Raw genomic sequence first — 26,437 nt, forward strand, 5'->3', positions numbered from 1 at the left:
TCAGACCCGCGACCACGGCGGCGGGAAGACCACCTCGCCGGACGGGGGCGGCGGCTCCTCGCTCGCCGACGGCGGCAGCACCAGCGCCTGCCACGGCTCGCCCAGCCCGGACCAGGGGCTGGTCAGGCCCAGCCGGTCCGCCCGGCCGAACCCGAACCGCCGGTAGTACGCCGGGTCGCCCAGCACCACCACCAGCCGCTCGCCCAGCTCGGTAGCCGCGTCGAGCGCCGCCTGCACCGCCGCCGTGCCGTGACCGAGCCGCTGCCGGTGCCGCGCCACGGCCACCGGGCCCAGAGCCAGCGCCGGCCACACGCGGCCGTCGTCGGTGCGTACACCCACGCGCGTGAGCAGCGCGTACGCCACCACCTCGCCGCCGTACTCGGCGACCATGGCCAGCTCGGGAATCCATGCCGGGCTGTGCCGCAGCTCCTCGACCAGGCCGACCTCCGGCGGGGTGGCCACGTCGGGCCGGGCGAAGGCGGCGGCCAGCACCCGGGCCACCGCCGGCTCGTCGGCCGTGCCCTCCGGGCGTAATCGCAGCGTCGTCACCCGCGCGACCTTACCGAACGCAACCGGTCCATCCGCGACTGTCGCTGAAATCGATACCGTCCGGACGTCCACGTCGGCCGATACCTTTCGTGTGTTGCGGGGATGACGACGCCCGCGACGGGGTAAGACTGAGCCATGAAGCCTGTGCGCTCCCTCGCCCGAGTCATGTTGAGCGGCATCTTCGTGGTCAGTGGCGCCCGCAACCTGCAGAACCCGGAACGGCTGGTGCAGGCTGCGGAACCGGTCACCGGGAAGGTCGCCCCGCTGATCCGCAACGTCCACCCGCGCATCCCCACCGACACCGTTTCGCTCATCCGGGCCAACGCCGCCACCCAGCTCGTCGGCGGCTTGATGCTGGCCACCGGCCGGTTCACCCGCCCGGTGGCGCTGGTGCTCGCCGGCTCCCTGATCCCGACCACGGCCGCCGGTCACGCCTTCTGGAAGAACGACGACCCGGCGGCGCGCAACAACAACCAGGTCCACTTCCTGAAGAATATCGGCCTGCTCGGTGGCCTCCTCCTCGCCGCCGCCGACACCGAGGGCAAGCCGGGGCTGCGCTGGCGCGCGGGCCACCGGATCGACCACTCGCGCCGGTCGGTCAAGCGCGCGGTCCGCACCGCGCGGCGCGACGCGAAGATCGCCGTACGCTCCGCGGCGACCGCCCGCAGAATGCCTGGCTGACAGTCCTTTCGTACGGCCACCACCCCCCGCAAGGCCACCAATCACCTGAACCGTCCGAGACCCGTTAACGCGGTGGAAATGTCGCAAACACGTGTGGGATCGGACACGGTCGCGTAACGCGGGAGGCAGCAACGTGAGGCGCCGTTCTAGGCTCCGTTCTGGACCTGGACGGGTACGACGACCTTGGTACGGGGGTGGCCACGCCATGCCGACGTCAGTCGGTAGACGGACCAACCGCCTCGCCCCGACCTCCCGCGTCGACCGCCGGACCGTCGTGCGCCTCGGCGTCGTGGCCACCGTGTCGTACGTCGCGTGGCTGGCCATCGGCGCCTTCGGACGGCCGTACAACTTCTTCGACATGAAGATCTACCACGGCGCGGTGGTGTGGTGGGCCAGCGGCAACGAGCTGTACGACTTCGTCGCGCCGTCGACCACACTGGGCTTCACCTACCCGCCGTTCGCCGGCCTGGTCATGCTGCCGATGTCCTGGCTGCCGGTCGACGGCGCCGGTTTCGTCAACGCGCTTGCGAGCATCGGGGCGCTCGCGGTCGTCCTGGCGGCGCTGCTGCGCCCCATCGTGGACCGGCTCGGCTGGCCGCTCTGGTTCACCGTCGGCATCGCCACCCCGCTCGCGGTGGCCGTCGAGCCGTCCCGGGAGACGCTCGGCTACGGCCAGGTCAACCTGCTGCTGTTCGCGCTGATCATGGCCGACATGGTGGGTCTGCGCTGGCGCGCCAAGCGGGGCACTCACCACGAGACCGCCGACTCGCCGCTGGCCCGGTTCGTCTACAGCGGCGCCTGGGCGGGCGTCGGCATCGGGCTCGCGACCGCCGTCAAGCTCACCCCGGCGCTGTTCGTCGCCTACCTGATGCTCACCCGGCAGTGGCGGGCCGCGCTCACCGCTGTCGGCACCACGATCGGCGTGACCATCGCGTCGTTCGGTGTGGTCGGCGAGGAGTCCCGCGCCTACTTCACGAGCGTGCTGTGGCAGACCGAGCGGGTCGGTGCGGCGGACATGACCGCCAACCAGTCCCTCGCTGGGCTGCTGGCGCGGCTCTACGACTCGATCGAGACGCCCGGTCTGCTCTGGCTCGCCTTCTCGGTGCTGCTCCTGGCGCTGGGCCTGTCCCGGGCGATCAGCGCCCGCGCCGACGGCGACGAGCTGACCGCGTTCACACTCGTCGGGCTCACCGCCAACGTGATCAGCCCGATCTCCTGGTCGCACCACCTGATCTGGGTCATCCCGGCGATCATCGTGCTGGCCGACGCCGCGGTACGCCGCCGCGACGCCAGCCGTGGCCTGCCCCTGCGCGGCAGCGGACCCTCGGCAAACGGGGTGCCCGCGCTGCGCCCGCCCATCTGGTACCCGACGCTCACCGGGCTCCGCCACGGGGCGGGCGCGCTCGGGCTCTACCTGCTGTTCCTGATCTCACCGATCTGGCCGTACGAGCACCAGCTCCCCGAGGTGTCCCACTACCAGGACGGCCTGTTCGGCGCGCTCATGGAGAACTCCCTGGCCATCGCGCTGATCGTGCTGGTCGCGGCGCTGCCGTGGCGTCCGGGTGCCGAGCCGGCGTTCTACCACGACCGGTTGAGCCGCGGCGGCGCGCTCGCCGCCCGGCGCTGAGCCTCGCCCCGCCGCCCGGCGCTGAGCCCTCAGGGGCAGTTCACCCATTCCTCGGTGCCGTCGTCGAAGACCTGCCGCTTCCAGATCGGCAGCCGCGCCTTGACCTCGTCGACCAGCCGCGCGCACGCGGCGAACGCCGCCGCCCGGTGCGCCGTGCTGACCGACGCCACCAGCGCCACGTCGCCGATCTCCAGCGGGCCGATCCGGTGCGACACCGCGACCGCGTACACCGCCGGGTCGGCGGCGACCTCGGCCGCCACCTCGCGCAGCACCGCCTCGGCGGTGGGGTGGCCCTCGTACTCCAGACGGGTGACCCCCCGCCCGTGGTCGTGGTCGCGAACCACGCCCTGGAAGGACACCACCGCGCCGGCCCGGCGGTCGGCGACCGCCGCCTCGTGCGCGGCCAGGTCGAGCGGCCGGTCGGTCACCGCGCCGAGCACCACGCCTGCCTCCACAGTCACGACGTCTCCCGTCGGCTCGTTCGTCGCGCTCATCCGGCACGCTCCCCGGGGGTCAGCGGCAGCGGCACGAGCGGCACCCGGTCGCCGGCCGCGCCGCTGGTGCCGGGCCGGATCACCGCGAAACCGTCCGCGCCCGCGAGACCCCGCAGCATGGCCGAGCCGACGTGCCGCACCGGGTACGCGGTGCCGGCGATCCGGTCCCAGCGGGCCAGTGCCAGATGGGTGTAGTCGCCGCGCCCGGGAATCGGCTCGGCCAGCGTCACGTGTGGCAGCACCGGCATCGGCCGGCCGGTGAGGCCGGCGAGCAGGGGCGCGACGAGCGACACGAGCGCCACCACCGCGGACTGCGGGTTGCCGGGCAGGCCGGCCACGAACCGCACCCGCCCGTCGTCGTCCACCAGCCGGGCGAGCAGCATCGGGAAGCCCGGGCGCACCGCCACCGTGTTGACCACGTAGTCGGCGCCGAGCGCCTCCAGCGTCGGGTGCAGGTGGTCGACCGGCCCGTGCATGGTGCCGCCGGTGGTGCAGACCAGGTCGGCGTTGGCGAGCGCGCCACGCAACGCCGCCACGTGCGCGGGCAGCGTGTCGGCGACCGGGCCGACCACGTCGGCCGTACGCACCTGGCAGCCGTAGCGGCGCAGCCAGGCGGGCACCGACGGGCCGAGCGCGTCGCGGACCCGGCCCGCGCCCGGCGGACCCGAGGTGAGCAGCTCGTCGCCGAAGACCAGCAGCGCGGCCCGGGGCGGGCGGCGGACCCGCAGCGTGTCGTGCCCGCAGGAGGCGGCCAGGCCGATCACCGCCGGATCCACCGGCGTGCCGACGGGCAGCAGCTCCTCCCCGACGTACGCCTCCTCGCCCGGTTCCCGCCACTCCGGCTGGGTACGGGGCGTGCCGGTCACCAGGCCGTCCGTCGTGCGGGCCGAATCCTCGATCCGCAGGATCGCGGTCGTGCCCTCGGGAACCATCGCGCCGGTGGCGATCTCGACAGTGGTGCCGTCGGCCTCCAGCGGCGGCGCGGTGTGCCCGGCGAGCACCCGCCCGACCACCCGCCACGGCCCCGGCCCACGCACCGCCCAGCCGTCCACGCTGGACGTGGGGAACGCCGGCAGGTCGGTACGCGTCGTCAGCGGCTCGGCCAGGGTGTGCCCGTCAGCCTCGGCCAGCGGGCGGGCGACCGCGGGGAGCGCGGCGGACAGGCCCACCGCGTACACCCGGGAGCGGGCCTCCTCCCACCCGGCCGGGGGTGGCGTGGCCGCCTCGGCCGCGGCGGCTTCGGTTTCCGTGCTCATCCGGCGAGCCTAACGCCGGGGCACGCGGCCCGCGGGTTCAGTGGTCGCCGCCGCGAAGCTGGTCGACGGCGTGCCGCAGGATCGGCCCGAGCACCGCCAGGCCGTCGCGGGCGCCTCCCCGCGAACCGGGCAGGTTGACCACGAGCGTCCGGCCGGTCACCCCGGCCAGCCCTCGGGACAGCGCCGCGGCCGGCACGGTGTCGCGGCTGTACGCGCGGATCGCCTCGGCGATGCCGGGGATCTCGTAGTCGAGCAGCGCGCGGGTCACCTCGGGCGTGCGATCGGTCGGGGTGATGCCGGTGCCGCCGCTGGTCAGCACCACGTCGACGCGCTCCTCGCGGGCGGTGAGCAGCGCCTGACCGACCGGGTCGCCGTCCGGCACCACCACCGGCGGGTCGACCTCGCAGCCCAGCTCGCGCAGGCCGGTCACGAGCAGCGGGCCGCTGGTGTCCTCGTACACCCCGGCGGCGGCCCGGTTGGAGGCCACGATCACCCGGGCCCGGATCACGGCCGGTCCTCCGGCCGGACCCACTCGCCGGTCTTGCCGCCCTCCTTGCGGAGCACCCGGACGGCCTCCACCGAGGCGGCCGGGTCGACCGCCTTGACCATGTCGACCAGGGCGAGGCCGGCGACCGCCACCGCGGTCAGCGCCTCCATCTCGACGCCCGTGCGGTCGGCGGTCTTCGCGGTGGCGGTGATCTCCACCGTGTCGGCGGTGAGGTCGAGGTCGACGGTGACGCCGTGCAGCGCGATCGGGTGGCAGAGCGGGATCAGGTCGGGCGTGCGCTTGGCGCCCATGATGCCGGCGAGCCGGCCGACGGCGAGCGCGTCGCCCTTGGGCAGGCCGTCGCGGCGCAGCAGCTCGACCACCTCGGCGGTGGTGCGGAGCCGGCCGGCGGCGACCGCGAGCCGGCCCGAGACCGGCTTGGCGGAGACGTCGACCATCCGGGCCGCGCCGGCCGGGTCGACGTGGGTGAGCTGCGCGGGTTCGGTCACGGCCCGACCCTATCCGCCGGGTACGACGACGCGCGGCCGTCGGCGGGAAGGAGCGCCGCTGCTATCGGGTGTCCGCAGCGTTGTCGAGCACCACAATCGCGGATCCCATGCCACTTCCCGTCGCCACATCTCCAATCGACCGGGCAGTTCCATCGGTATCCGGCCGGCCGGCACACCCATTTGGCGAAGCAGGATGTCAAGCGCTGCGGCAGGCTCATCCACGTGTCCTCGGTGTGTCCGAGCAGGCCGGCCGCGAGTACGTGCGGGGCAAGTGTCGTCTTGCCGCAGCCCGCCGTGCCGTCGATCAGGCGGATCGTCGGGCCGCTCCCGGATCGCTCGCCCACGTCGTGCAATAAGCGATCGACAATTTCCTTCCGACCGACGAAGTCCGGCACTGTGCGCGGCAGCCAGTTGCGCTTGTGAGTGCCTTTCTGAATTTGTTTCCGCGTCGTGTCCGGAGTCGGGGAGCCGTCGACGGGCGAGCGCGGCAGGGCGACCCTTAGCTGCTCCGTCTCCTCGCTGGGGTGGCACACCCAGTTCGTCGGTGCGGGCCTCGCGCGCGGTAGACGGCCGCCAAGTCCTCCGGCAACGGGACCGCCTGCGCCGGCTCTCCCGCTCGCATCAGCTCCCGGGTGTGGCACCACCGCGCGGTCAGCCGGTACAGGTTGCCGACGTACGTCCGGACATCGGCGATCGCGGAGCGGGGCGGATCGTCAGCCCACAACTCGTCCGGCAGGTCGTGCATCGGGAGCCAAGTGCTGCTCGGGGGTGCCGAGCGAGAGGTCCGCGGCGCCGAGCCGCACCGCCAGACCGCCGACAACGTGGATTTCATGCTGCTGTTCCGGCCTCAGTCGGCTCTTGCCCGCGCCAGGCTGCGGCGTAATCGATTTGCCACAAAGCCGATGCCCTCGCCAAGGGCCCCTCCGGTCCTCATCCGACCCGACCGCAGAAGCCGCCCAAAGCACGGTTGTAATGTTTCGCCGCCGCGACGACGCTACAGGCGACGTAAGCCCACCTCGGCCAATCTGATGGCGCTGAGCGACTGCGCGGGTACGTGAAGGAGACGATCGGCTCCGCTCCGCACACCGCCCGTGGACAGAACGTCATTTAATCGGCGATACTTACTTATATTGCGCATACCGACATTAATTCTTTCGAACCAGTCGGATATCCCCTAATCTGCCTTCAGGCAGTACGGCGCCCATAGGCGCCAAGAAGGCACAGGACGACCGGCGGGCAATTCGCGAAATCAGACCGAAGTAACGGCTTCGGTCCACCGCGATTCCGCCCCGTAGCGAATCCGAAGGGGGCAGCACAATGCGCAGCACCGAATGGGGATGAGTTTCCTGAGTTTCCCGGCCACGGGCGAAGCGGTAGGCTGCCGCTCATCGCATACCGACGGTGAGCGGCGGGTGACTCCGGTTGAGCCGAGCGACGGAAAGCCGAACGGCTGTCGACTCGCGCCTGCGCGGGATCGTCTACACGTTGGTCGCGGGGGCGACGATCGTCGCCCTCACCGCGATCTTCTCCGCCCGCACGCAACACCCTGACTCCGCACGTGACTTCGTCACCGTCACAGCCCTCGTGCTGACGGTGACGCTGGCCACCGTCATCAAGACACGCCTACGGATCCGCTCGACCACGTTCTACTTCGCCTGGGTCGAGACCGCGATCGTCATCGGCCTCGCCGTCGCTCCACCCTCGTGGGTCATCCTGGCCACCGGGATCGGGGTGGCATGCGGATCGGTGACCCGCCTCGCCCCCATCAAGGTGGCATTCGCCATCGCGAAGCACACCCTGGTGGCCGGCGGAGCCACGCTCGCCGCGCTGGCCCTGGGCAGCGCCTGGCCACCCCGCGAGCCGCTCGGCATCGTCGTGCTGCTGGGATTCGTCTACCTGGTGGCCGCGATCCTCGACGACGTCCTCGCGATCCCGGTCATCGCGCTCGCCTCCCGCACGCCCGTCCTCCGGCAGTTCCGCGACGACCTCGACCTCCGCATCGCCGGCTTCGGCCTGCGGTTCCTGGTGGCCGCCTGCACCGTCCTCATCCTGCGGGTCGACCCCCGGCTGCTGCCCGCCGTACCGGCACTGGTGCTCAGCCTCCACCTGGCCTACTCCAGTCGGATCCGGACCCGCACCGAACAGCAGGCGTGGCAACGACTCGCCCGCGCCACCGACGCGCTCAACGTGGTAGACCTCGACCAGGTGCTGACCACCGCCGTGACCGAAGCCAGCGAACTCTTCTCCGCCGACGAGATCGAGATCGAACTGCGCGAGGGCGGACGCACCGTCCGCGGCAACGCCGCAGGCATCGCGTACGACGGAACGTCGCCCCGGCCCAGCGACATCGACGGCCGGGTCATGCCGGTCGCGCTGGAAGGCCACAACCGCACCGACGACCTCGGCGTGCTGCGGCTGCGGTTCACCGGTCCGGTCGAGCTCTCCGAGCGGGAGCAGTACACCCTGCGTACCTTCGCCTCCGCCCTGTGCACCGCGGTCCGCAACGCCCAGGCGTACGCCGAACTCGCCCGAATCGCCCAGGACCACGCCTACGCCGCCACCCACGACGCCCTCACCGGCCTGTCCAACCGGCGGCACCTGCTGGACGAGGGCAGCGCCCAGCTCACCACCCGCCACGCCGACGGCGTCACCGCGCTGGTGCTGATCGACCTCAACCACTTCAAGGAAGTGAACGACACCCTCGGCCACGGCGCCGGTGACCGGGTGCTGATCCAGGTCGCCGAGCGGCTGCGCCACGCGGCCCGCCCCGACGACCTGGTCGCCCGGCTCGGCGGGGACGAGTTCGCCGTGCTGCTGCGCGGCCTGCCCGCCCCGGCCGTCGCCTCCCACCGCGCCGAGGCCCTGCTCAACGCCCTGCACGATCCGCTCGACGTGGACGGCATGCGGATCAGCGTGGAGGCCAGCGGCGGCATCGCCGTCGCCCCCGCCACCGGCGGGATGCCCGAGTTGCTGCGCCGCGCCGACGTGGCCATGTACCAGGCCAAACGCGCCGGCCAACGCCTCGCCACCTACGCGCCCGCCCGCGACACCGCCGACCTGAGCCGGCTCACCCTCGGCGGTGAACTGCCCCGCGCCGTCGCCGACCACGAATTCACAGTCAACTTCCAGCCCATCGTCGACCTCGGCAGCGGCGAGGTGATCGGCGCGGAGGCCCTGGCCCGCTGGCACCACCCCACCCACGGGCTCATCGACCCGCTGCGCTTCCTCGAAGCGGTGGAACGCTCCGGACTGCTGCCCGCGTTCGCCGAGGCGATCCTCGACCAGGCGCTCATCGCCGCCGGCTCCTGGCGCGACGCCGGCTTCGACCTGCCCGTCTCGGTCAACGTGTCCCCCCGCAGCCTGCTCGACGCCCGTTTCCCCGGCGCGGTGCTGGCCCGGCTGCGCGCCCACGACCTCCCACCGGACCGGCTCGTGCTGGAACTGACCGAGACGCTCACGCTCAGCCAGCTCGACGTGGTCGACCGCGTCCTCAGCCGGCTGCGCGACTCCGGCGTCCGCCTGGCGCTCGACGACTTCGGCACCGGATACTCGTCGCTCTCCCTGCTCTCCCGCATCCCCGTGCACGAACTGAAGATCGACCGCAGCTTCGTCACCGCCATGGAGACCGCGCCCGAGGCCGCCGCCGTCATCCGCTCCACCCTCGACCTCGGCCGCAGCCTCAACCTCACAGTCGTCGCCGAGGGCGTCGAGAGCGAACCCCAGCGCCGCGCCCTCTGGGAACTCGGCTGCGCCGCCGGCCAGGGCCACCTGTTCGCCCGGCCACTGCCCGCCGCCGCGCTGCTCGCCAGCCTCCAACGCGGCCACGGCGGCCGGACCGGCGCGCTCGCACCCGCACTGCACGACGCGGGCGCCGTGATTCGCCTCCCCGGACGCCGCGCCGGCGGTGCCCGCACCCGCCCGAACCCGTCCGCCGCCGGAGACTCCCGGCAACACTGACCCCGCGGGACCACCGCGCCGGTCTGCCAGACTGGCCCGCGTGACCGCCCACGCCGACCCCGCGACCCCCGTCTCCCGCCGCTGGTCGGCACTCGACACCGCAGCCGGTGGCCTCGCCCTCGACCTGGGCCTCTACGCCACCGCCACCGTCTTCGCCGCGATCACCGCCGCCACCTCCACGCTGCCGCCGCACCGCGCCTGGGGCGCCGTCGCCACCATCGGGTACGCGCTCGCCACCCTCGCGGCGACCGCGCAACTGCTCGCCCGCCGCCGCGCCGCCGGCAGACCCCTGGCCGCGCTGCCCGCACGCTGGACGGTCACCGGAATCACCTGGGCCACCACCGCGCTGCTGCCGATCGTCACGCAGAGCCTCGAACGGGCCGGCGGACGCACCGACCGCGCCCAGGAGGAGGTGATCGTCGTGGAGAACGCCGGCACCCGCCTCGCCGAGCACGGCACCCCCTACCTCGGCCCCGACTCCATCGCCGCGCTGCCCCCCGGCGAGCAACTCCTCGGCTACACCCCCTACCAGCCCGGCATGGCGCTGTTCGGGCTGCCCCGGGCCGCGGTGGACGCCTGGTGGACCGACGCCCGCATCTGGTTCGCCGTGGTCACCGCGCTCACAGTGATCGCCCTCGTCGCCACGCTGCGCGCCGCCGGTGGCCCCACCGCGCCCCGCCGCGACGCCGCCGTGCTGCGCGCCGTCCAGGCCGCCACCGTCCTGCCCATCTGCGCGCTCACCCTCGCCACCGGCGGCGACGACCTGCCCGTACTCGCGCTCTGCCTGCTCGCCCTCGCGCTCGCCGCCGCCGGACACCCCGGCCGCGCCGGTCTCGCGATCGGCGCCGCCGGCGCGCTGAAACTCTTCGCCTGGCCGATCGCCCTCGTCCTGCTCTTCTGGGCCGCCACCCGCCGCGCCACCCTGCGCACCGCCCTCGGCGCCCTCGGCCTACCCGTCCTCGCGCTGGTCCCGGTACTGCTCGTCGACCGCGACGCCCTCGTCGAGAACGTCCTGCGCTTCCCCCTCGGCCACGGCATGGTGACCAGTCCCGCCCAGTCGCCCTTCCCCGGGCACCTGATCGCCGAGACGCTCCCGGCCGGCCGGGCGATCGCCGCCGCGCTGCTCGTCGCCGCCGGACTCGCGATCGCCGTCCGGCTGCTGCGCCACCCGCCCCGCACCGCCGCCACCACCACGATCATCTGCGGGTACGGGCTGCTCGCCGCGATCCTCCTCATGCCCTCCACCCGCTTCGGCTACCTGCTCTACCCGGCCGCGCTGCTCGTGCTCGCCCCGGCACTGGCGCTCACCCGACCAGCGGACCCGACGGCATTCCCGGCAACCGCCCCGCGCGACCCGGCCGGAAGGCGTACACCTGAGGGATGACCACCTACCGCGACCGGGCCGAGGCGGGACGGGCGCTCGCCGAGCGCCTGACCGACCTCGCCGGCCGACCCGACGTCATCGTGCTCGGCCTGGTCCGCGGCGGCGTACCCGTCGCCCAGGTGATCGCCGACCGGCTCGGCGCGCCCCTCGACGTGCTCGTCGTCCGCAAGCTCGGCGTGCCCTGGGCGCCCGAGGTCGCGTACGGCGCGCTCGGCCCCGGCGGCGTGCAGGTCCTCAACGAGATGGTCGCCGGCCGGATCAGCGAGAACGACCGCGCCCAGGTCCGCCGCCGCGAACAGGCCGAACTGGAACGTCGTGAGCAGCGCTACCGCGGCGGCCGCCCGCCGCTGGACCTCACCGGACGCACCGCCGTCGTCGTGGACGACGGACTCGCCACCGGCGCCACCGCACGCGCCGCCGTCCAGGTCGCCCGCCACCTCGGCGCCGCCCGCGTCCTGGTCGCCGTCCCGGTCGGCTCCGAGCAGGCGTACGAGATGCTCGCGTCCGAAGCCGACACGGTCGTGAGCTGCCAACTCCCGCCCGACTTCGCCGCCGTCGGCGCGTACTACGAGGACTTCCACGAGGTCTCCGACGACGAGGTGACGCAGGCGCTGGCCGCCACTGCGTGAAAACACCCGGTACCGTCGTTGTCATGCAGATGACCTGTCCCAAGTGCCGCGGAGAAATGCGCCAGTACGAGCGCAGCGGAGTAGTCATCGACCAGTGCGGCGAATGCCGGGGCATCTTCCTCGACCGCGGCGAGCTGGAAAAACTGTTCGATGCCGAGGCCAACTGGAACCAGCAGCACGGCGGCGCCCGGCAGGCCGCGCCCTCCGGCGCCGGCTACCCGCCGCCCCCGCCGCCCCCGCCCGCCGCCGCGCCGCACCAGCCCGGCTACGGCGCCGTCCCCCCGCCCCCTCCTCCGCCGCCGCCCGGCCACGGCTACGCGCAGCCCGCGTACGGCCACAGCCAGCAGCAGCACTACGGCTACCACGGCCACTACCGCCGGAAGAAGAAGCACGGCTTCCTCGGCGAACTGTTCGACTGACCGACGCCGACGCCCACGCCGGGCCGGTGCACCGCATCGACCCGGCGTGCCCGACGTCCTGCTCCTTCACCCTGCCGGGCGCGGCGCGCCGTGGCAGGCTGCAGGACATGAGCCCGATCCGGCAGCACGAGGCGCTGGCCCAGGCGTACGACGGCATCACCGCCGTGGTCACCCCGCTCGACGACGCCGGCCTGCAACGGCCCACCCGGTGCCGCGGCTGGCTCGTCGCCGACCTGCTCTTCCACGTGCTCTGCGACGCCCAGCGCGCGCTCGTCGCCCTGGCCAGCCCCGCACCCGGACCGGCCGACGTGGACGACGTCAGCTACTGGCGCGCGTTCACCCCCGCCGACGACGACGCGAGTGCACGGCACGCCTGGTGGGCGCGCCGCTCCGCCGTCGCCTTCGACCGGCCCTCAGGTGTGGTCCAGCTCTGGTCCGACACCGCGCCCGCCGCCGTCCGCGCGGCCACCGCAGCCGACCCCGACGGATACGTGAGCACCCAGGGCCACGTGCTGCGCGTACCCCATCTGCTCGCCACCCTGACCACCGAGGCGGTCATCCACCACCTCGACCTGGTGGTGGACCTGCCGGACGCGCCGCTGCCGGCGGCGGACCCGACGCGGGTCGCGGTGACCACGATGGACGGCCTGCTCAGCGACGAGGCGGTACGGCCGACCGGCTGGGACGACCACGAGTACCTGCTGAAGGCCGCCGGCCGCGTGCCGCTGACCGACCGGGACCGGCTGGAGTTGGGCGAGGCCGCCGGCTGGTTCCCGCTGCTCGGCTGACGCCGCTCAGACGATGGCCATGTCCACGAAGCGCGACAGGTGCAGCTGCGCCGCAACCGTCACCGTGTCGGTCGGCCCATTCCTGTGCTTGGCGATGATGAAGTCCGCCTCGCCCGCGCGCGGCGACTCCTTGTCGTAGTAGTCGTCGCGGTGCAAAAGGATGACAACGTCCGCATCTTGCTCAATCGACCCAGATTCACGCAAGTCGGACAATTGCGGCCGCTTGTCGGTACGCTGCTCCGGGCCACGGTTCAGCTGACTCACCGCGATCACCGGGCACTCAACCTCCTTGGCCAGCAGCTTCAGGCCACGGGACAGGTCCGCGACCTCCTGCTGCCGGCTCTCGGTGCGTTTCGGTGAGGTCATCAGCTGGAGATAGTCGACCACGATCAACTTCAGATCGTGCTTCTGCTTGAGCCGCCGCGCCTTCGCCCGGATCTCCATGAGGTTCATGCTCGGTGTGTCGTCGACGAACAGCGGCGCCTCGCTGATCTCGCCCATGCAGCGGGCCAGCTTGGTCCAGTCGTCGTCGGAGAGCTGCCCGCTGCGCAGCACGTGCAGCGGTACGCGCGCCTCGGCCGAGAGCAGTCGCATGACGATCTCGACCTTGCTCATTTCCAGCGAGAAGATCGCCGCCGCCTGGTTGGCGCGGATAGCCGCATTTCGGGCAAAATCCATAGACGCCGTTGACTTTCCAAGACCAGGCCTGCCTGCAACAATAATAAGTTGGCCGGCGTGCAGGCCGTTGAGCAGCCGGTCCAGGTCGGTGAAGCCGGTCGGCACACCGGTCATCATGCCGCCCTGGGCGCCGACCGCCTCGATCTCGTCGAGCGTCGGCTGCAGCATGTCGGCCAGGACCGCGAAGTCCTCGCTGACGCGCTTCTCGGTGATCTCGTAGACGGCCTGCTGGGCGAGGTCGACGATGTCGTCCACGTCGCGGCTGCCGCCCTGGCCGGTGCCGTAGCCGAGCTGCACGATCCGGGTGCCGGCCTCGACCAGGCGGCGGAGCACCGCTCGTTCGCCGACGATGCGGGCGTAGTAGGCGGCGTTCGCGGCGGTGGGCACGCTGGCGATGAGCGTGTGCAGGTAGGGCGCGCCGCCGATGCGGGCGAGGTCGCCGGAGTCGGCGAGCGCGGCGGCCACCGTGATCGGGTCGGCGGGTTCGCCGCGCCCGTAGATGTCGAGGATCGCGTCGAAGATGGTGGCGTGGACGGGGCGGTAGAAGTCGTTGGTCTTCAGGATCTCCACGACGTCCGCGATGGCGTCCTTGGAGAGCAGCATGCCGCCGAGTACGCACTGCTCGGCGGCCACGTCCTGCGGCGGTGTCTTCTCGAACGCCGTATCGCGCGGCGGCGGCTCGGACGGTTGTCCCCCGGTCCGTTCCGCACGCGTCTCGTCGGTGACCGACACGGGTGCCCCCCTTGCTGCGTCGGATCGAGTCCAGCTCTATCGCTGGGGTGTGACAACTTCCGCCGACCCCTCCGGTCGATCGGGGGTCATCGTCCGGCGGTCGGGGGACCACGATACGGAACCCGAGGTCAGCGACTCAACAAGGCCGGTGGATGAGCCTCGGGACAACCTGTGGACGCCTGGGGACCGGCATGTGCGCAGGGTGTGCACAGGGTGTGGAAAAGTGATGGGGAATTCCGGGCGTATCGCCTCTGACCTGGCCTTTTCCTGTCCCCACCCTGTGGACGGAAGATTTCCGGCCGAGCTTTGTCGTCGTTCGTCCCGTACTATCGCTGCGAACGGCGACACCTGGGACAGCGGGTTTACTTTCGGGTTGAGAGAGGTCACGCTCCGGCCGTGAGACACCGGGACTGGGGAAGCGGGGAGGACAGCCCGCGCGAGCGACGGCCGAGCGGTTCCTGGGATGAGCCCGCCGGGCCGCGCCGGGTCGACTCGTACGCGCCGGAGAGCTACCGCACGCCGAGTCGGCGGCGGGCGATCGAGCGCGGCCAGGACGAGCCCGTGGACACCTACCTTCCCCGCTGGGCTCTGGAGTCCGGGGTGAGTCGCGCGGACGGTGGCGGGCGGCACGCGGCGCCCGACGACGACGAGATCGAGGTCGAGACGCCGTCCTCCGAGGGTGTCTGGCGCACGGAGGCGGATCGCCGCCGGCGTGAGCAGCGGGCGATCGGCGCGGGTCCGTTGTCGGACCACACGGCTGAGTGGACGATGGACGCCCCCCAGGAGCGGGGGTACGTGGGAAACAGGCGTGCCGACTCGGACGACGAGCCGGTGTCGGGAATGTCGCCCCGTAGTCGTCCCCGCCGCGCGGCGACCCGACGTCCGCAGGTGACCTGGTCCGGGCTGCCGGATTCGGCGGGTCCGGGCGACGAGGAAGCGGCGCGGGACAGCGGGCGGGCGGGCCGGCGGCGTCGATCGGCGTCGGGTTCTTCCTGGCCGCCGCCGGTGGCGTCGGACTCCGCCTGGTCGCGGTCGGCGGTGTCGGGCTCGGACCGGTCCCGGCCGGCGACGTCGGATGCCGACTGGCCGGCGTCGGCGGCGCCGGAGCCGCGTTGGTCGTCGTCGGCGTCGTCGGGCCGGTCACCGTCGCCGGCTTCGGAGTCGACCTGGTCGCGGTCGGGGGCCCCGTCGGGTTCGGACCGGTCCCGGCCGGTGGCGGATCCCTGGCAGCGGCGTCGGGCGGCCGATCGCGAGCCCCCGGAGCCACCGCCCGCGGTCGACCCGTGGGACGCGTCGGGCGTGCACGCCTGGGACAGGTCGGCGCCCGGTGGCGGCTGGCAGCAGGCGGAGAGCGGCTGGGACCGTACGGAGCACACGGGCGAGTGGGACCGGTTCACCGACACCGGCTATCTGGAGCCTGTGCGCGACGGCGTCGACCCGTGGGACCGTACTGCCCCGCCGGTACGGGAGGGCTGGGCGTCACCGGAGCGGGCCGAGGCGTTCTGGTCGGGTACCCGGCTGGCCGGGGACGATCCGCGGTGGATGGAGACGCCGACGTCGGCGCCGAGGTCGCCGGCGGTGGCGTACTCCGCTCCGCGTCCGCGTGCCGTGCCTCGCGGCCGGCCGGTGGCGCCGGCCGGGCCGACGCTGCGGCAGCGGGTGGAGACGATCGGTGGCGGCTCGTGGGGCCGGCGACTGGAAGACGACCTGCTGGACCCGGATCCGGGTGGACCGCTGCGGCCGCTCGTCTACACGGTGGCGTGCTACCTGGTTCCGGCCGTGCTGGTCGTCGTCGGCCTGCTGTTCCTGAGCGGTCAGCCTCCGGCGGGTTGCGTCACCGACATCACCGGTGGCGGTTGCGACTCGCCGCGTACGCATGCCCTGGATTCGCTGGTTTCGGCGGCCCCGCGCTTCGGCTTGGCGCTGGTGAGCAGCCTGGTGGTGGCCGTGCTGCTACGGCAGGTCGGGACGACCTGGCGGTCGGCGACGGTGGCGCTGGCGGCGGCCGTGGTGGGCGGTGGCCTGTCCACGGTGGTGATCAGCGCGGTGACGGGTAACCCGCTCGGCTGAGATCCGGCGAGACCGGGGCTGCCGCCGGGGTCGTGGTGACGCAGATGCGGAAGGGCCCGCACCGGTGTCCGGTGCGGGCCCTTCGCGTCGTGCTACGGGTGTCAGCCCTTGACCACGTTCAGGTCGAACTTGGCGGTCACCTCGGGGTGCAGCCGGATGCTGACCGGGTAGGAGCCGAGCGCCTTGATGTGGCCGGGCAGCTCCAGCCGGCGGCGGTCCAGCGTCGGACCGCCGGCGGCCTTGACGGCGTCGACGATCTCAGCCGGGGTGACCGAGCCGAAGAGCCGGCCGCCGTCGCCGGCGCGGGCCTTCAGGTTGACCTTCAGGCTCTCGACCTGGGTCTTGACCTCGGTGGCGTGGCCCAGGTCGCGGATCTCGCGGGCCGAGCGGGCCCGCTTGATGACCGTGACCTGCTTCTCCGCACCCTTGGTCCAGGCGATCGCGAAGCCCTGCGGCAGCAGGTAGTTACGGCCGAAGCCGTCCTTCACCTCGACGATGTCGCCCGGAGAGCCGAGGCCGGACACCTCCTGAGTAAGGATGATCTTCATGTCCGTGCCTCCCCTCAGCGGGCCGTGGCCGTGTACGGCAGGAGCGCCATCTCACGGGCGTTCTTGACCGCACGGGCGATCTGCCGCTGCTGCTGCGAGGTCACGCCGGTCACCCGTCGAGCGCGGATCTTGCCGCGATCGGAGATGAACTTGCGCAGCAGCGCGGTGTCCTTGTAATCGATATAGGTGATCCCGTCCTTGTCGAGCGGGTTCACCTTCTTCTTCGGCTTGCGCAGTGCCGCAGCCTTCGCCATTGCTCTTGCTCCTGGTTTGCGATCGCGGGCGCTCGGCGCCATCAGAACGGGGGCTCCTCGTCGAAGTTTCCGCCGCCCGAACCACCGCGGGAGGGGGCGGGGGCAGCAGAGGCCCAGGGGTCGTCGAAGTTGCCTCCGCCGCCACCCTGGCCGCCACCACCACCGAAGCCGCCGCCACCGCCACCGGAGCGGGACATCTTCTGCACCTTCGCCGTGGCGTAGCGCAGGGACGGGCCGATCTCGTCGACCTCCAGCTCGATGACGGTGCGCTTCTCGCCCTCACGGGTCTCGTACGACCGCTGACGCAGCCGGCCGGACACGATCACCCGAGCGCCACGCTGCAGCGACTCGGCGACGTTCTCGGCGGCCTGGCGCCAGACCGTGCACGAGAGGAACAGCGGCTCGCCGTCCTTCCACTCGCCGGAGGCCTTGTCCATGAAGCGGGGCGTCGAAGCGACCCGGAACTTGGCGACCGCCGCGCCGGAGGGGGTGAAACGCAACTCGGGGTCATCGGTCAGGTTGCCGATGACCGTGATGGTGGTGTCTCCTGCCATGACCATCTCCTCGCGCACTCATCTTTGTGCCGTACAGGCTCTCAGAGCCGTACGACAGCGTGGATGAGGCTTGATCCGGACGTGCCGGGACTAGATGCTCAGCGCATCTCCGGACGGATGACCTTGGTGCGCAGCACCGACTCGTTGAGTCGGAGCTGACGGTCCAGCTCGCCAACGGCCTCCGGCGTCGCCTGGAGGTCGATGACGGCGTAGATGCCCTCGGCCTTCTTGTTGATCTCGTACGCGAGGCGCCGGCGGCCCCACACGTCGGTCTTCTCCACCGAGCCACCCGCGGTCCGGATCACGTTCAGGTACGTGTCGAGCGACGGGGCGACGGTGCGTTCCTCGAGGCTGGGGTCGAGGATCACCATGACTTCGTAATGACGCAAGACGTGCTCACCTCCTGTGGGCTAAGCGGCCACGGTCCTTCCGTGGCAGGAGGTCGTGCGTCGTTGCCGTGACCGGTTCCGGGGGAACCCGGCTGGACACGGGCAACCGGACCAGGATAGCCGGTGCGGACGATCATGGCCGGACCGGCCGACCCGCGCGCCCCGGACGCGGTGACAGGGGCCCACCTGCGGCCTCGCGAGCCGGCAGGCGGACCCCTGTCCACGGGGCCGCGGGGCGTCCCGTCCGCATTCCTTGGGTGGGACCTGGGGAGGAACGACCACACCGATGAGGTTGGATCGAAGACGCCCCGCGGAGCTTTATGGTGTTGTCACCTGCGCTGACCATACAATGGCTCTCGTCACCACTTGAGGCAAATGGAGGATTTAGTCCGGACTCTCGATCGGCGGTGCCGGATGACGAGTGGATCCCGCCCCGTCGTGCCGGGCCGCACGCCGGGGCGTCCCGTTACCGGGTGTCGACCCCTTCACCAGTACGTGCTGTGGACCACGTGCGGGCGGAGCGTCGACCATCGATCCCACCTCGGACAACGACCGCCGGGCCGGGTGGTGACGCCTCCGACCCGCCGGGCGCCTCCGGCGAGCGCGGCGACCGTCGCAGGCGCGACGTAGGCTGCCCTGCATGCGAATCGGAGCCCACGTCGATCCGACCGACCCGCTGGCCGAGGCGGCCGCCCGGCAGGCCGAGGCGGTGCAGTTCTTCCTGGCTGACCCGCAGGGCTGGAAGGCCCCGAAGCCGCGTGAGGACGCCGAGCGCCTGCGCGCCGCCGACGTCGACCTCTACGTGCACGCGCCGTACGTGATCAACGTGGCCACGCTCAACAACCGGATCCGCATTCCCAGCCGCAAGCTGCTGCTCGCCCACGCCACCGCCGCGGCGGCCGTCGGCGCCAAGGGCCTGATCGTGCACGGCGGCCACGTCAACGCCGGCCAGGACGTCGCCGTCGGCTTCGACAACTGGCGCAAGACCTTCGCGTACGCGGCGGAGTCCGGCGGGTTCCCGCTGCCGGTGCTGATCGAGAACACCGCCGGCGGTGAGAACGCCTGTGCCCGGCACCTCGACTCGCTGGCCCGGCTCTGGGACGCGCTCGGCGAGCACGAGGTCGGCTTCTGCCTCGACACCTGCCACGCCCACGCGGGCGGCGAGGAGCTACTGGGCCTGGTCGACCGGGTGAAGGCGATCACTGGCCGGATCGACCTGATCCACGCGAACAACTCGAAGGGCGCCTTCAACTCCGGCCAGGACCGGCACGACAACCTCACCGGTGGCACCATCGACCCGGAGCTGCTGGTGGCGGTGATCCGCGCGGCCGGCGCGCCGGTGATCGTGGAGACTCCCGGCGGCGTCGAGGGCCAGGCCGCCGACATCGCGTTCCTGCGCGGGCAGTTGGGCGCGGCGGAGTGACCGCCGAGAAGTCCGGCACGACCGGCCGCCGGTCCGGCGCCGAGACCCGGGCGGACGGGAGCGGCGCGAAGAACGGGCCGGACGACACGGCCGGGGTCCGGCCCGGGAACGGCTCGCCCGACGAGCGCGCGTCCGGCGCGGACAAATCCGGTGAGGACGACGCCGCAGGCACTGCGACGGGTGCCGGCACGGCGAAGCGGACCCGCAAGGCTCGCCGCACCGGCACGGCGAAGGCGGCAGGCGCGGCGAGCACCGCCGACAAGACGAGCGCCGCCGGCAAGGTGGGGCCCGCCGGCAAGGCGGGGGCCAGCGCCGAAACCGGGAACGAGGACGAGGCGCGGGACGTGACCGGGAGGAACGGCGACGCCGGGGAAGACCGCGTCACCGTGGCGAAGGCCGGGGCCCGGGACAGAGCGGACGCCGCCCAGAAGGACGACACCACGGAGAACGGCGACGCCGCGAAGAAGGACGACGCCGTAGAGAAGAGCGACGCCGGGAAGAAGGACGACGCCGCAGAGAAGAGCGACGCCGCGAAGAAAGACGGTACGGGCGGCGACAAACCGGCCGACCCGTGGTCCGCGTTCGGTCCGGCACCCGAGCCGGTGCTCGGCCGCCCCCGCCGGGCCGTCCGCGCGGTGGGCCGGTTCCTGGTGCACGAGTGGACGCTCGCCGTCGTCGCCGCGCTGGCGCTGGCGGCGGCGATGACCTGGCCCACGCTGCGCTACCCGTGGCACACGCTGCCGCAGGACTACTGGGACCCGAGCCTGCAGGCGTGGCAGATGGCCTGGTCCGGGCACATCCTGCGGACGAATCCCGCGCAGCTGTGGCACTCGAACACGTTCTATCCGGAGAACTGGAGCTTCGCGTTCTCCGACACGCTCCTCGGGTACGCCCCGGCCGGCCTGATCGGGGTCGGCCCGGAGCACGCCGTGCTGCGCTACAACATCATGTTCGTGCTGGCGCACGCGCTCGCCGCGTTCGGTGCGTACGCGCTGGCCCGGCAGCTCGGCGCGGGCCGGATCGGCGGCGCGGTGGCCGGGGCGAGCTTCGCCTACGCGCCGTGGCTGCTGGCCCAGGCCGGCCACCTGCACATCCTCTCCAACGGCGGCATCCCGTTGGCGCTGGCGATGCTGGCCCGGGGTCACGGATGGTCACTGCGGTACGGGTACCGGCCGCGCCGCCGGCACGCGGGGTGGGCGTTCGCCGGCTGGCTGGTGGCCGCGTGGCAGCTCAGCCTCGGTTTCGGCATCGGGCTGCCGTTCGCGTACATGCTGGCCGGAGTGGTCCTGGTCTCGGTGGTGCTGTGGTTCGTGCGGCGGCGCCGGGTGAAGCGTCCGTTCGGCTGGCGGCTGGTCCTGGCCGACGTACTGGGCGGGCTCGTCTTCGCGGCGGTCGGCGCGGCGCTCGCGGGGCCCTATTTCCGGGTCGCCGAGCTGCACCCGAACGCGGAGCGCACGATCGGCGACATCGGCCTCTACTCGCCGCCGGCGAGCGGGTTCTTCACCGCGCCGGCCGAGTCCCGCATCTGGGGTGGTCTGCACGAGGGCGCCCGGGCCGTGCTGCCCTGGCATCCGGAGATGACGTTGCTGCCGGGCTTCGTGCTCTACGCGCTCGCCGCCGGGGGCCTGTTCTTCTCGGTGTGGCGGGTCCGGCACCGGATCTTCCTGCTCGCCGGGGTGCTGGTGACGATGGCGCTGGCGATGGGCACCCGGTTCTTCGGCGGCCGGTTCACCTACGTGCCGCTCTTCGACTACCTGCCGGGCTGGAGCGGGCTGCGGACGCCGGGCCGGATGATGCTCTGGACCACCCTGCTGCTGGGCCTGCTCGCGGCCGGCGCGGTCACCGCGTTCTGCATGCGGGTACGTGAGCTGGCCGCTGAGCGGGTGCCGCCGTGGCCGGGTCCGTGGCTGCGGTTGGCGACGCTGCTGCCGTTGGCGCTTGTGCTGGTGGAAGGGCTGAACGCCACGCCGCAGCCGGTGGTGCCGCGGCAGCCGGCGGCGCTGCGGACCGTGGACGGGCCGATGCTCGTGCTGCCGAGCAGCCAGAACCTGGATCAGCCGGTGATGCTCTGGTCCACCGACCGGTTCCAGCCGATGGTCAACGGCGGCAGCGGCTTCACGCCACGGTCGCAGGCCCGGATCCGGGAGGCCACTGTCAGCTTCCCCGACTACGCGAGCGTCGACTACCTGCGGCAGATCGGCGTGAAGAACGTCGTCGTGTTGCGCGACGAGCTGGAGGGCACCCCGTGGGAGGGGATGCTGGACCGGCCGGTCGACGCGCTGGGCGTGGCCCGGGAGCAGGTCGGCGAGGCGGTCGTGTTCCGGCTCTAGGCCGACCTGCTCCCGACGCTCAGACGGGCACGGGTTCGGCGGGCTGTTCGACGGCGCGGGCCCGCCAGCGCTGGTGCCAGGGCGCGTCGGGCGCGCCGTCGAGCACCCCGCCGTCGGGGTCGTCGGCGTAGGTCTGCCGGACCGCGTCGAGTTCGGGCCGCACGATGTCCCGGATGATGAACCCGCAGAGCACCGCCACGGTGATCAGGCGCAGGCTCGACGCCAGCACGAAGACGCCCTCGGGGAAGACGGGCCGGGACATGGCCGTGCCGAGCAGTTCGCCGTAGAACGCGGCGAAGTAGCCGACCTCGGCGATCTGCCAGGCCAGGAACGCGCCCCAGCGCGGCCGGGCGAGCACCGCGAGCGGCAGCAGCCAGAGCACGAACTGCTGGGACCAGACCTTGCTGAAGATGAGGAACGCGGCGACGACCAGGAAGGCGAGCTGGGCCAGCCGGGGCCGGCGCGGCGCCAGCAACGCCAGTCCGGCCACGCCGAGGCAGGCCAGCCCGAAGAGCAGGTACGACACCCAGTTGAGGGTGGGGATGTTGGCGTTGAGCCATTCGAACGGCCCGAGTTCGCCGGGTGCGGACGGGCTGATCCGGCCGTCCAGGTAGCGGCCGATGTACCAGAGCGTGCCCCAGTCGATCGGTCGTGTGGTGTTCAGGTCGAAGAAGCGTTCCCAGTTCTCCCGGTAGGGGATCGCCACCGGCAGGTTGACCGCCACAAGGGACACCAGCGCGGTGGCCGTGGCGACGAGCCCGGCCGCCAGCTTCCCGGCCCGCAACGTCAGCACCAGGATCGGGCCGAGGAGGAACAGCGGCCACATCTTGGCCGCGCCGCCGAGTCCGATCAGGACGCCCGCCACCGCGGGCAGCAGCATCGCGTACCGGTCGGGGCGGGCGCGTGCCCAGGCCAGCAGGCCGAACGAGGCCAGGCCGATGGCGAGCAGGTCCCAGTTGACGGTGGCGGTGAGCACCAGGGCCGGGGAGAGCGCGAACAACGCGGCGTCCCAGGGTCGTCGGCGGCGCAGGCTGAGGATCACCGCGACGGTGGCGACGGCGAGCGCACCGAGCACCAGCGCGTTGAGGTTGTAGAACCACTGCCCCTGGTTGATGGCGGGGTTGTCGACGCCGAGGGCGTGCACCGGCAGGCCGAGCGCGCCCATGAAGTAGCCGGTCAGCACCGGGTACTCCACCGGGTGGTCGGCGTAGGGCACCTTGCCCTCGTTGAGCCCTTCGGCGTAGTAGAGCGCCAGCACGTCGGTGTAGCACATGCGGGTGTACTGGATGTTGTTCTGCCAGGCGCCGTCCTGGCAGGGGGATTTCTGCACCCAGTGCAGGGCCAGCGTCAGGCAGACGAGTGCCAGCACGATCCGGCCGGCGTTCCAGAACCGGCTCTCGCGGTCGGCCGGCCGGTCCAGGGCGGCGGCGTGGTCGCCGAGCGGCCCGCCGATCAGACCGGAGGCGCCGCGGACGAACCAGTCCGAGCGGGACGGATGGTCCACCGTCTCTGATCGTGGCGCAGCCTCGGACGCGCCAAGCTCATCGATGCCTGCGGGCGACTGGGTGCTCATGGAGAGGCATCCTGCCGTACACAGGGGGTCGCCGTCCCGTCGCGCGCGGAGAAATTCCGGTACGCGAAACGCCGGCGGCGGCCGGACCGTTCGGGTCCGGCCGCCGCCGTGGGGTTGTGCGCGTCAGTTCTGTCGTGTCGGTGGTGTGGTCGGTAGCAGCCCGCCACCGCCGCCACCACCGCCGGGGCGTCCGCCGCCACCGGGTAGCCCGCCCCCGCCGGGGGTGCCGCCCTGGTCGCCGCCACCACCGGGGGTGCCTCCACCGGGCGTGCCGCCGGGGCAGAACAGGCCCAGTGGGTCGCAGCCCGGCCCGCCCGGCTGGCCCGGCTCGTTCGCCGGCGGCGGGATCTCGCCGTTGCCGGTGTCGTCCTTGCCGACGTTCGCCGCGGGCGGGAACTCTTCCTTGTCCTTGCCCTTGAGCGCGTCGTTCATGAAGCGCTGGAAGATGTCACCCGGCATCCGGGCACCGCTGATGTCCCGCCCGTCCTTGTACTGGATCGGCTTGCGGTCCTTGACGTTGCCGACCCAGACCGCGGTGGCGAGTTGTGGCGTGTAGCCGATCATCCAGGCGTCGCCGTTGCGGGTGGTCTTGTCGCCGAGTTCCCAGGTGCCGGTCTTCTCGGCGACCTGGCGGCCCTCGTCGAGGCGCTTGTTGATCTGGCCCGGGTACTGCTTCAGCACGGAGGTGACGTCGGCGACGATGTCCTTCTCGATCCGCTGCTGCCCCTTGAGCTTCTCCGCGCCGACCAGGTCCCACTTACCGGTGTCCGGGTTCTGCTTCTCCACCTTCCGGATGAAGTGCGCCTTGTGGTACATGCCCTGGTTGGCGAAGGTGGCGACGCCGTTGGCGTGGTCGAGCACCGTAATCGGGTACTGGCCGTAACCGAGGACGTGGAAGAACGGCGACGGCGCCAGGTCCTTCGGGTCGGCCTTGGTCAGGTCGTGCGCCTTGGCCGGGTTGGTGTCGGTCTGCCACATGGTGGTGACGCCGGCCTGCTTGGCCATGTCGAGCACCTTGTCCGGGCCGATCTTCTCGGTGATGTAGTAGAACGGCACGTTCAGCGACTTGAGCGTCGACAGTTCGAGCGTGCAGGAGTCACCGCAGGAGACCTTGTCCGCGCCGGCGTTGCTGACCTTGAACTTGGTGCCCTTCGGGGTGAACGCCGAGCCCTTCCACCGGGACTTGAGCGAGATGCCTTCCTTGAGCGCCGCGGCGAGCGTGTAGATCTTGAAACTCGAACCCGGCGAGTGGCCGCCGCTCACCACGCCGTTGTCGACGTTCTTCCCGGCGTAGTCGGTGCCGGTGCCGTTGTCGCCGCCGTAGTAGGCGAGCACGCGCCCGGTCTTCGGGTCGATCGCCACCACGGCGGCCATCAGGTTCGACCGCTGGCCGGCGAGTTCGGAGCCCTTCCTGGCCCGCTGGGCCGCGTCGAGCGCCGCCTCCTGCATCTTCCGGTTGATGGTGGTGGTGATCTTGTAGCCGCCGCGACTCAGCGCCTTGGCGCACAGCGGCTTCTTCTCGGTCACCTCGGCCTCGTTGTCGGTGCAGAGCTTCATCTCGCGCAGTTCCTGCGAGACGTAGTTGACGACGTTGCCGTACGGGGTGTCGATGCCGTAGCCACCAGCGCTGCTCTTCGACGGCTTCTGGATGTTCTTCGGGTACTCGGTGGGGTGCTGAGGCGTGTTCGGCGCGTCCAGCCACTTCTCCGTGATCATGCCGTTGATCACGTAGTTCCACCGGTCGACAGCGGCCTGCGCGTTGATCGCCGGGTCGTAGCCCTTGTGGGTGGCGCTCGGCTCCGGCTGCTTGATCAGGGCGGCCAGCACGGCGGCCTCGGCCACGTTCAGGTCCTTGACGTTCTTGTTGAAGTACGTCAGCGACGCCGCCTGGATGCCGTACGCGCCCCGGCCGAAGTAGATGACGTTCAGGTAGTGCTGCATGATCACGCGCTTGTCGTACTTGTCGTTCAGCTTGGAGGCGAGGACCGCCTCCTTCACCTTGCGGCCGTACGTGTCCTGGTTCAGGTTGTCGAACGCGTTGCGCGCGTACTGCTGGGTGATGGTCGAGGCGCCCTGCTTGTCGCCGCCGGTGAGGTTGTTCCACGCGGCCCGGGTGATGCCCTTGTAGTCCACACCGGAGTGCTTGTAGAAGTTCCGGTCCTCCGCCGCGGCCACCGCGTGCTGGACGTGCTCCGGAATCTGGTCGATCGTGACGAGCTGGCGGTTCTGGTCACCGATCCGCGCGAAGGCCTTGCCGCTCGAGTCGTAGATCGTGGTGGACAGCGGCGGGATGGTGTCCTCCGGCAGCACCACCTTGGTGGAGTACCAGGTGAAGCTCACCACGCCGATGCCGGCGAGCATGATGAACACGGCGAAGCCGGCGATCAGCATGTTGATCCGGCGGCGCTTCTTCGCGCGCGCCGGGTCCTCGCCGCGACCGGCCCGGCCGGGGCCGAGCGGGCCGCCGGGACCACCGGGACCGCCGCCGGCGGGGCCGGGCACCCGGGCGCGGCCGCCTACCGCTGCCGCGCCGACACTCGCCCGTGCGCCGACGCTCGCGCGCCCGCCCACGCTCGCCGCACCCACGCTCGCCGCGCCGACCGCGGCCCGTCCGGCCGGAGCGGCCGGGGAGACCGGAACCGACGCCCGCCCGGCGCCCGCGCGCCCGGTCGCGCCGGGCGCCGGCGAGACGGGCACCGAGGCCCGGCCGCCCGAGCCGGCCCGGCCCACCGAGGCCGAGCCCGACGCGGGGCGCGGCGCCGGAGCAGCGCCGCCGACCGAGGCCCGGCCGCCCGAGCCGTACGGTGTCGCGGAGGCGCGCGCCGAGGCGCTGCCGTCCGGGGAGCCGGACCAACCGTTCCCGCCCCGGCTCCAGTCGGAACCGGGGTCGCCGTCCGGGCCCGGGATCTGGGCCCGCCCACGCGAAGAACTGGGATCGCCGTAGTTCATTCCTCACACCCTGCCGGTCGCGGTGGGGCGCGGGGGCGCCGCCACCGGGTTGCCGTGAGCTGGAACACGGGACGTTACCCGCCGGCCGTGCCAGCGGTTGCCCGTCAAATCCGATCTATTCGGACTAATTACGCCTAAAGGCTGTCGATCCCGCCAC

General features: G+C 72.2%; 22 protein-coding genes. 10 read left to right on the forward strand and 12 right to left on the reverse strand.

What is annotated here, in order from left to right; genetic code table 11:
- Positions 1-549: a GNAT family N-acetyltransferase gene (locus AMK25_RS26625; RefSeq protein ID WP_073831127.1), complete on the reverse strand. Its 549-nt coding sequence runs from the start codon at positions 547-549 to the stop codon at positions 1-3.
- Between the two features lie 135 nt (positions 550-684).
- Here AMK25_RS26625 and AMK25_RS26630 point away from each other — a divergent pair, with 135 nt between their 5' ends.
- A complete protein-coding gene (locus tag AMK25_RS26630; RefSeq protein ID WP_073831128.1) occupies positions 685-1,230 on the forward strand; it encodes a DoxX family protein in 546 nt (181 codons plus the stop codon).
- 205 nt (positions 1,231-1,435) lie between these two features.
- Complete coding sequence (locus tag AMK25_RS26635; protein ID WP_073831129.1) at positions 1,436-2,857, forward strand: glycosyltransferase 87 family protein; 1,422 nt, start codon at positions 1,436-1,438, stop codon at positions 2,855-2,857.
- A 29-nt stretch (positions 2,858-2,886) separates the two neighbouring features.
- Here AMK25_RS26635 and AMK25_RS26640 read toward each other — a convergent pair whose 3' ends face one another.
- From AMK25_RS26640 to moaC, 4 genes are read right to left on the reverse strand one after another with little or no spacing between them, the layout of a single operon-like run.
- On the reverse strand, positions 2,887-3,351 hold the full coding sequence (locus AMK25_RS26640; RefSeq protein WP_073831130.1) for a molybdenum cofactor biosynthesis protein MoaE: 465 nt from the start codon (positions 3,349-3,351) through the stop codon (positions 2,887-2,889).
- Complete coding sequence (locus AMK25_RS26645) at positions 3,348-4,607, reverse strand: molybdopterin molybdotransferase MoeA (protein WP_073831131.1); 1,260 nt, start codon at positions 4,605-4,607, stop codon at positions 3,348-3,350. The genes AMK25_RS26640 and AMK25_RS26645 overlap by 4 nt, the downstream gene beginning before the upstream one ends.
- Positions 4,608-4,644: 37 nt before the next feature.
- Positions 4,645-5,115 (reverse strand): MogA/MoaB family molybdenum cofactor biosynthesis protein, encoded by a 471-nt coding sequence (locus AMK25_RS26650; RefSeq protein WP_073831184.1) that lies wholly within the window; start codon positions 5,113-5,115, stop codon positions 4,645-4,647.
- Positions 5,112-5,603 (reverse strand): cyclic pyranopterin monophosphate synthase MoaC, encoded by a 492-nt coding sequence (moaC, locus tag AMK25_RS26655; RefSeq protein WP_073831132.1) that lies wholly within the window; start codon positions 5,601-5,603, stop codon positions 5,112-5,114. Before moaC ends, AMK25_RS26650 begins: the two co-directional genes overlap by 4 nt.
- Positions 5,604-7,025: 1,422 nt before the next feature.
- On the opposite strand from moaC, the gene AMK25_RS26665 reads away from it, so the two are divergent.
- The 5 genes from AMK25_RS26665 to AMK25_RS26685 all read left to right on the forward strand — a co-directional run bounded on the left by AMK25_RS26665 (position 7,026) and on the right by AMK25_RS26685 (position 12,780).
- Complete coding sequence (locus AMK25_RS26665) at positions 7,026-9,560, forward strand: putative bifunctional diguanylate cyclase/phosphodiesterase (RefSeq protein ID WP_443189929.1); 2,535 nt, start codon at positions 7,026-7,028, stop codon at positions 9,558-9,560.
- Positions 9,561-9,600: 40 nt separating this feature from the next.
- On the forward strand, positions 9,601-10,944 hold the full coding sequence (locus AMK25_RS26670) for a glycosyltransferase 87 family protein (protein WP_073831135.1): 1,344 nt from the start codon (positions 9,601-9,603) through the stop codon (positions 10,942-10,944).
- Positions 10,941-11,573, forward strand: a complete 633-nt coding sequence (locus tag AMK25_RS26675) for a phosphoribosyltransferase (RefSeq protein WP_073831136.1) — start codon at positions 10,941-10,943, stop codon at positions 11,571-11,573. Before AMK25_RS26670 ends, AMK25_RS26675 begins: the two co-directional genes overlap by 4 nt.
- A 23-nt stretch (positions 11,574-11,596) precedes the next feature.
- Positions 11,597-11,992, forward strand: a complete 396-nt coding sequence (locus AMK25_RS26680; protein WP_073831137.1) for a TFIIB-type zinc ribbon-containing protein — start codon at positions 11,597-11,599, stop codon at positions 11,990-11,992.
- 107 nt (positions 11,993-12,099) lie between these two features.
- Positions 12,100-12,780 (forward strand): maleylpyruvate isomerase N-terminal domain-containing protein, encoded by a 681-nt coding sequence (locus AMK25_RS26685; protein WP_073831185.1) that lies wholly within the window; start codon positions 12,100-12,102, stop codon positions 12,778-12,780.
- Between the two features lie 6 nt (positions 12,781-12,786).
- Here AMK25_RS26685 and dnaB read toward each other — a convergent pair whose 3' ends face one another.
- Positions 12,787-14,190: a replicative DNA helicase gene (gene dnaB / locus AMK25_RS26690; protein ID WP_073831138.1), complete on the reverse strand. Its 1,404-nt coding sequence runs from the start codon at positions 14,188-14,190 to the stop codon at positions 12,787-12,789.
- Positions 14,191-15,402: 1,212 nt separating this feature from the next.
- Here dnaB and AMK25_RS32840 point away from each other — a divergent pair.
- The gene (locus AMK25_RS32840; protein WP_241826500.1) at positions 15,403-16,260 is read left to right on the forward strand and encodes a hypothetical protein; all 858 of its coding nucleotides are present in this window, start codon (positions 15,403-15,405) and stop codon (positions 16,258-16,260) included.
- Between the two features lie 101 nt (positions 16,261-16,361).
- Here AMK25_RS32840 and rplI read toward each other — a convergent pair whose 3' ends face one another.
- From rplI to rpsF, 4 genes are all read right to left on the reverse strand, one after another.
- Positions 16,362-16,808, reverse strand: coding sequence for a 50S ribosomal protein L9 (gene rplI, locus AMK25_RS26700; RefSeq protein WP_073831140.1), 447 nt, complete (start codon positions 16,806-16,808; stop codon positions 16,362-16,364).
- 14 nt (positions 16,809-16,822) lie between these two features.
- The gene (gene rpsR / locus AMK25_RS26705) at positions 16,823-17,062 is read right to left on the reverse strand and encodes a 30S ribosomal protein S18 (protein WP_007073789.1); all 240 of its coding nucleotides are present in this window, start codon (positions 17,060-17,062) and stop codon (positions 16,823-16,825) included.
- 41 nt (positions 17,063-17,103) lie between these two features.
- Positions 17,104-17,634 (reverse strand): single-stranded DNA-binding protein, encoded by a 531-nt coding sequence (locus AMK25_RS26710; RefSeq protein WP_172967885.1) that lies wholly within the window; start codon positions 17,632-17,634, stop codon positions 17,104-17,106.
- 80 nt (positions 17,635-17,714) lie between these two features.
- A complete protein-coding gene (gene rpsF / locus AMK25_RS26715; RefSeq protein ID WP_013289357.1) occupies positions 17,715-18,005 on the reverse strand; it encodes a 30S ribosomal protein S6 in 291 nt (96 codons plus the stop codon).
- A gap of 640 nt (positions 18,006-18,645) precedes the next feature.
- Here rpsF and AMK25_RS26720 point away from each other — a divergent pair.
- The gene (locus AMK25_RS26720) at positions 18,646-19,428 is read left to right on the forward strand and encodes a deoxyribonuclease IV (protein ID WP_073831141.1); all 783 of its coding nucleotides are present in this window, start codon (positions 18,646-18,648) and stop codon (positions 19,426-19,428) included.
- 344 nt (positions 19,429-19,772) lie between these two features.
- Complete coding sequence (locus AMK25_RS26725) at positions 19,773-21,758, forward strand: ABC transporter permease (RefSeq protein ID WP_073831186.1); 1,986 nt, start codon at positions 19,773-19,775, stop codon at positions 21,756-21,758.
- A gap of 19 nt (positions 21,759-21,777) precedes the next feature.
- On the opposite strand, the gene AMK25_RS26730 is transcribed toward AMK25_RS26725, so the two are convergent.
- Together AMK25_RS26730 and AMK25_RS26735 are read right to left on the reverse strand one after the other, a co-directional pair.
- On the reverse strand, positions 21,778-23,331 hold the full coding sequence (locus tag AMK25_RS26730) for a glycosyltransferase family 87 protein (RefSeq protein ID WP_073831142.1): 1,554 nt from the start codon (positions 23,329-23,331) through the stop codon (positions 21,778-21,780).
- Between the two features lie 123 nt (positions 23,332-23,454).
- Positions 23,455-26,280: a transglycosylase domain-containing protein gene (locus AMK25_RS26735; protein ID WP_073831143.1), complete on the reverse strand. Its 2,826-nt coding sequence runs from the start codon at positions 26,278-26,280 to the stop codon at positions 23,455-23,457.
- Positions 26,281-26,437: the final 157 nt, after the last annotated feature.

The organism is Micromonospora sp. TSRI0369 (assembly GCF_001905625.1).
Classification (GTDB): Bacteria; Actinomycetota; Actinomycetes; order Mycobacteriales; family Micromonosporaceae; genus Micromonospora; species Micromonospora echinospora_A.

Coding starts and splice junctions, on each gene's coding strand:
- AMK25_RS26735 (WP_073831143.1), bottom strand. CDS start 26,280: ATGAACTACGGCGATCCCAGTTCTTCGCGTGGGCGGGCCCAGATCCCG.
- AMK25_RS26635 (WP_073831129.1), top strand. CDS start 1,436: ATGCCGACGTCAGTCGGTAGACGGACCAACCGCCTCGCCCCGACCTCC.
- rpsR (WP_007073789.1), bottom strand. CDS start 17,062: ATGGCGAAGGCTGCGGCACTGCGCAAGCCGAAGAAGAAGGTGAACCCG.
- AMK25_RS26630 (WP_073831128.1), top strand. CDS start 685: ATGAAGCCTGTGCGCTCCCTCGCCCGAGTCATGTTGAGCGGCATCTTC.
- AMK25_RS26640 (WP_073831130.1), bottom strand. CDS start 3,351: ATGAGCGCGACGAACGAGCCGACGGGAGACGTCGTGACTGTGGAGGCA.
- AMK25_RS26685 (WP_073831185.1), top strand. CDS start 12,100: ATGAGCCCGATCCGGCAGCACGAGGCGCTGGCCCAGGCGTACGACGGC.
- rplI (WP_073831140.1), bottom strand. CDS start 16,808: ATGAAGATCATCCTTACTCAGGAGGTGTCCGGCCTCGGCTCTCCGGGC.
- AMK25_RS26675 (WP_073831136.1), top strand. CDS start 10,941: ATGACCACCTACCGCGACCGGGCCGAGGCGGGACGGGCGCTCGCCGAG.
- AMK25_RS26680 (WP_073831137.1), top strand. CDS start 11,597: ATGCAGATGACCTGTCCCAAGTGCCGCGGAGAAATGCGCCAGTACGAG.
- AMK25_RS26720 (WP_073831141.1), top strand. CDS start 18,646: ATGCGAATCGGAGCCCACGTCGATCCGACCGACCCGCTGGCCGAGGCG.
- AMK25_RS26730 (WP_073831142.1), bottom strand. CDS start 23,331: ATGAGCACCCAGTCGCCCGCAGGCATCGATGAGCTTGGCGCGTCCGAG.
- AMK25_RS26645 (WP_073831131.1), bottom strand. CDS start 4,607: ATGAGCACGGAAACCGAAGCCGCCGCGGCCGAGGCGGCCACGCCACCC.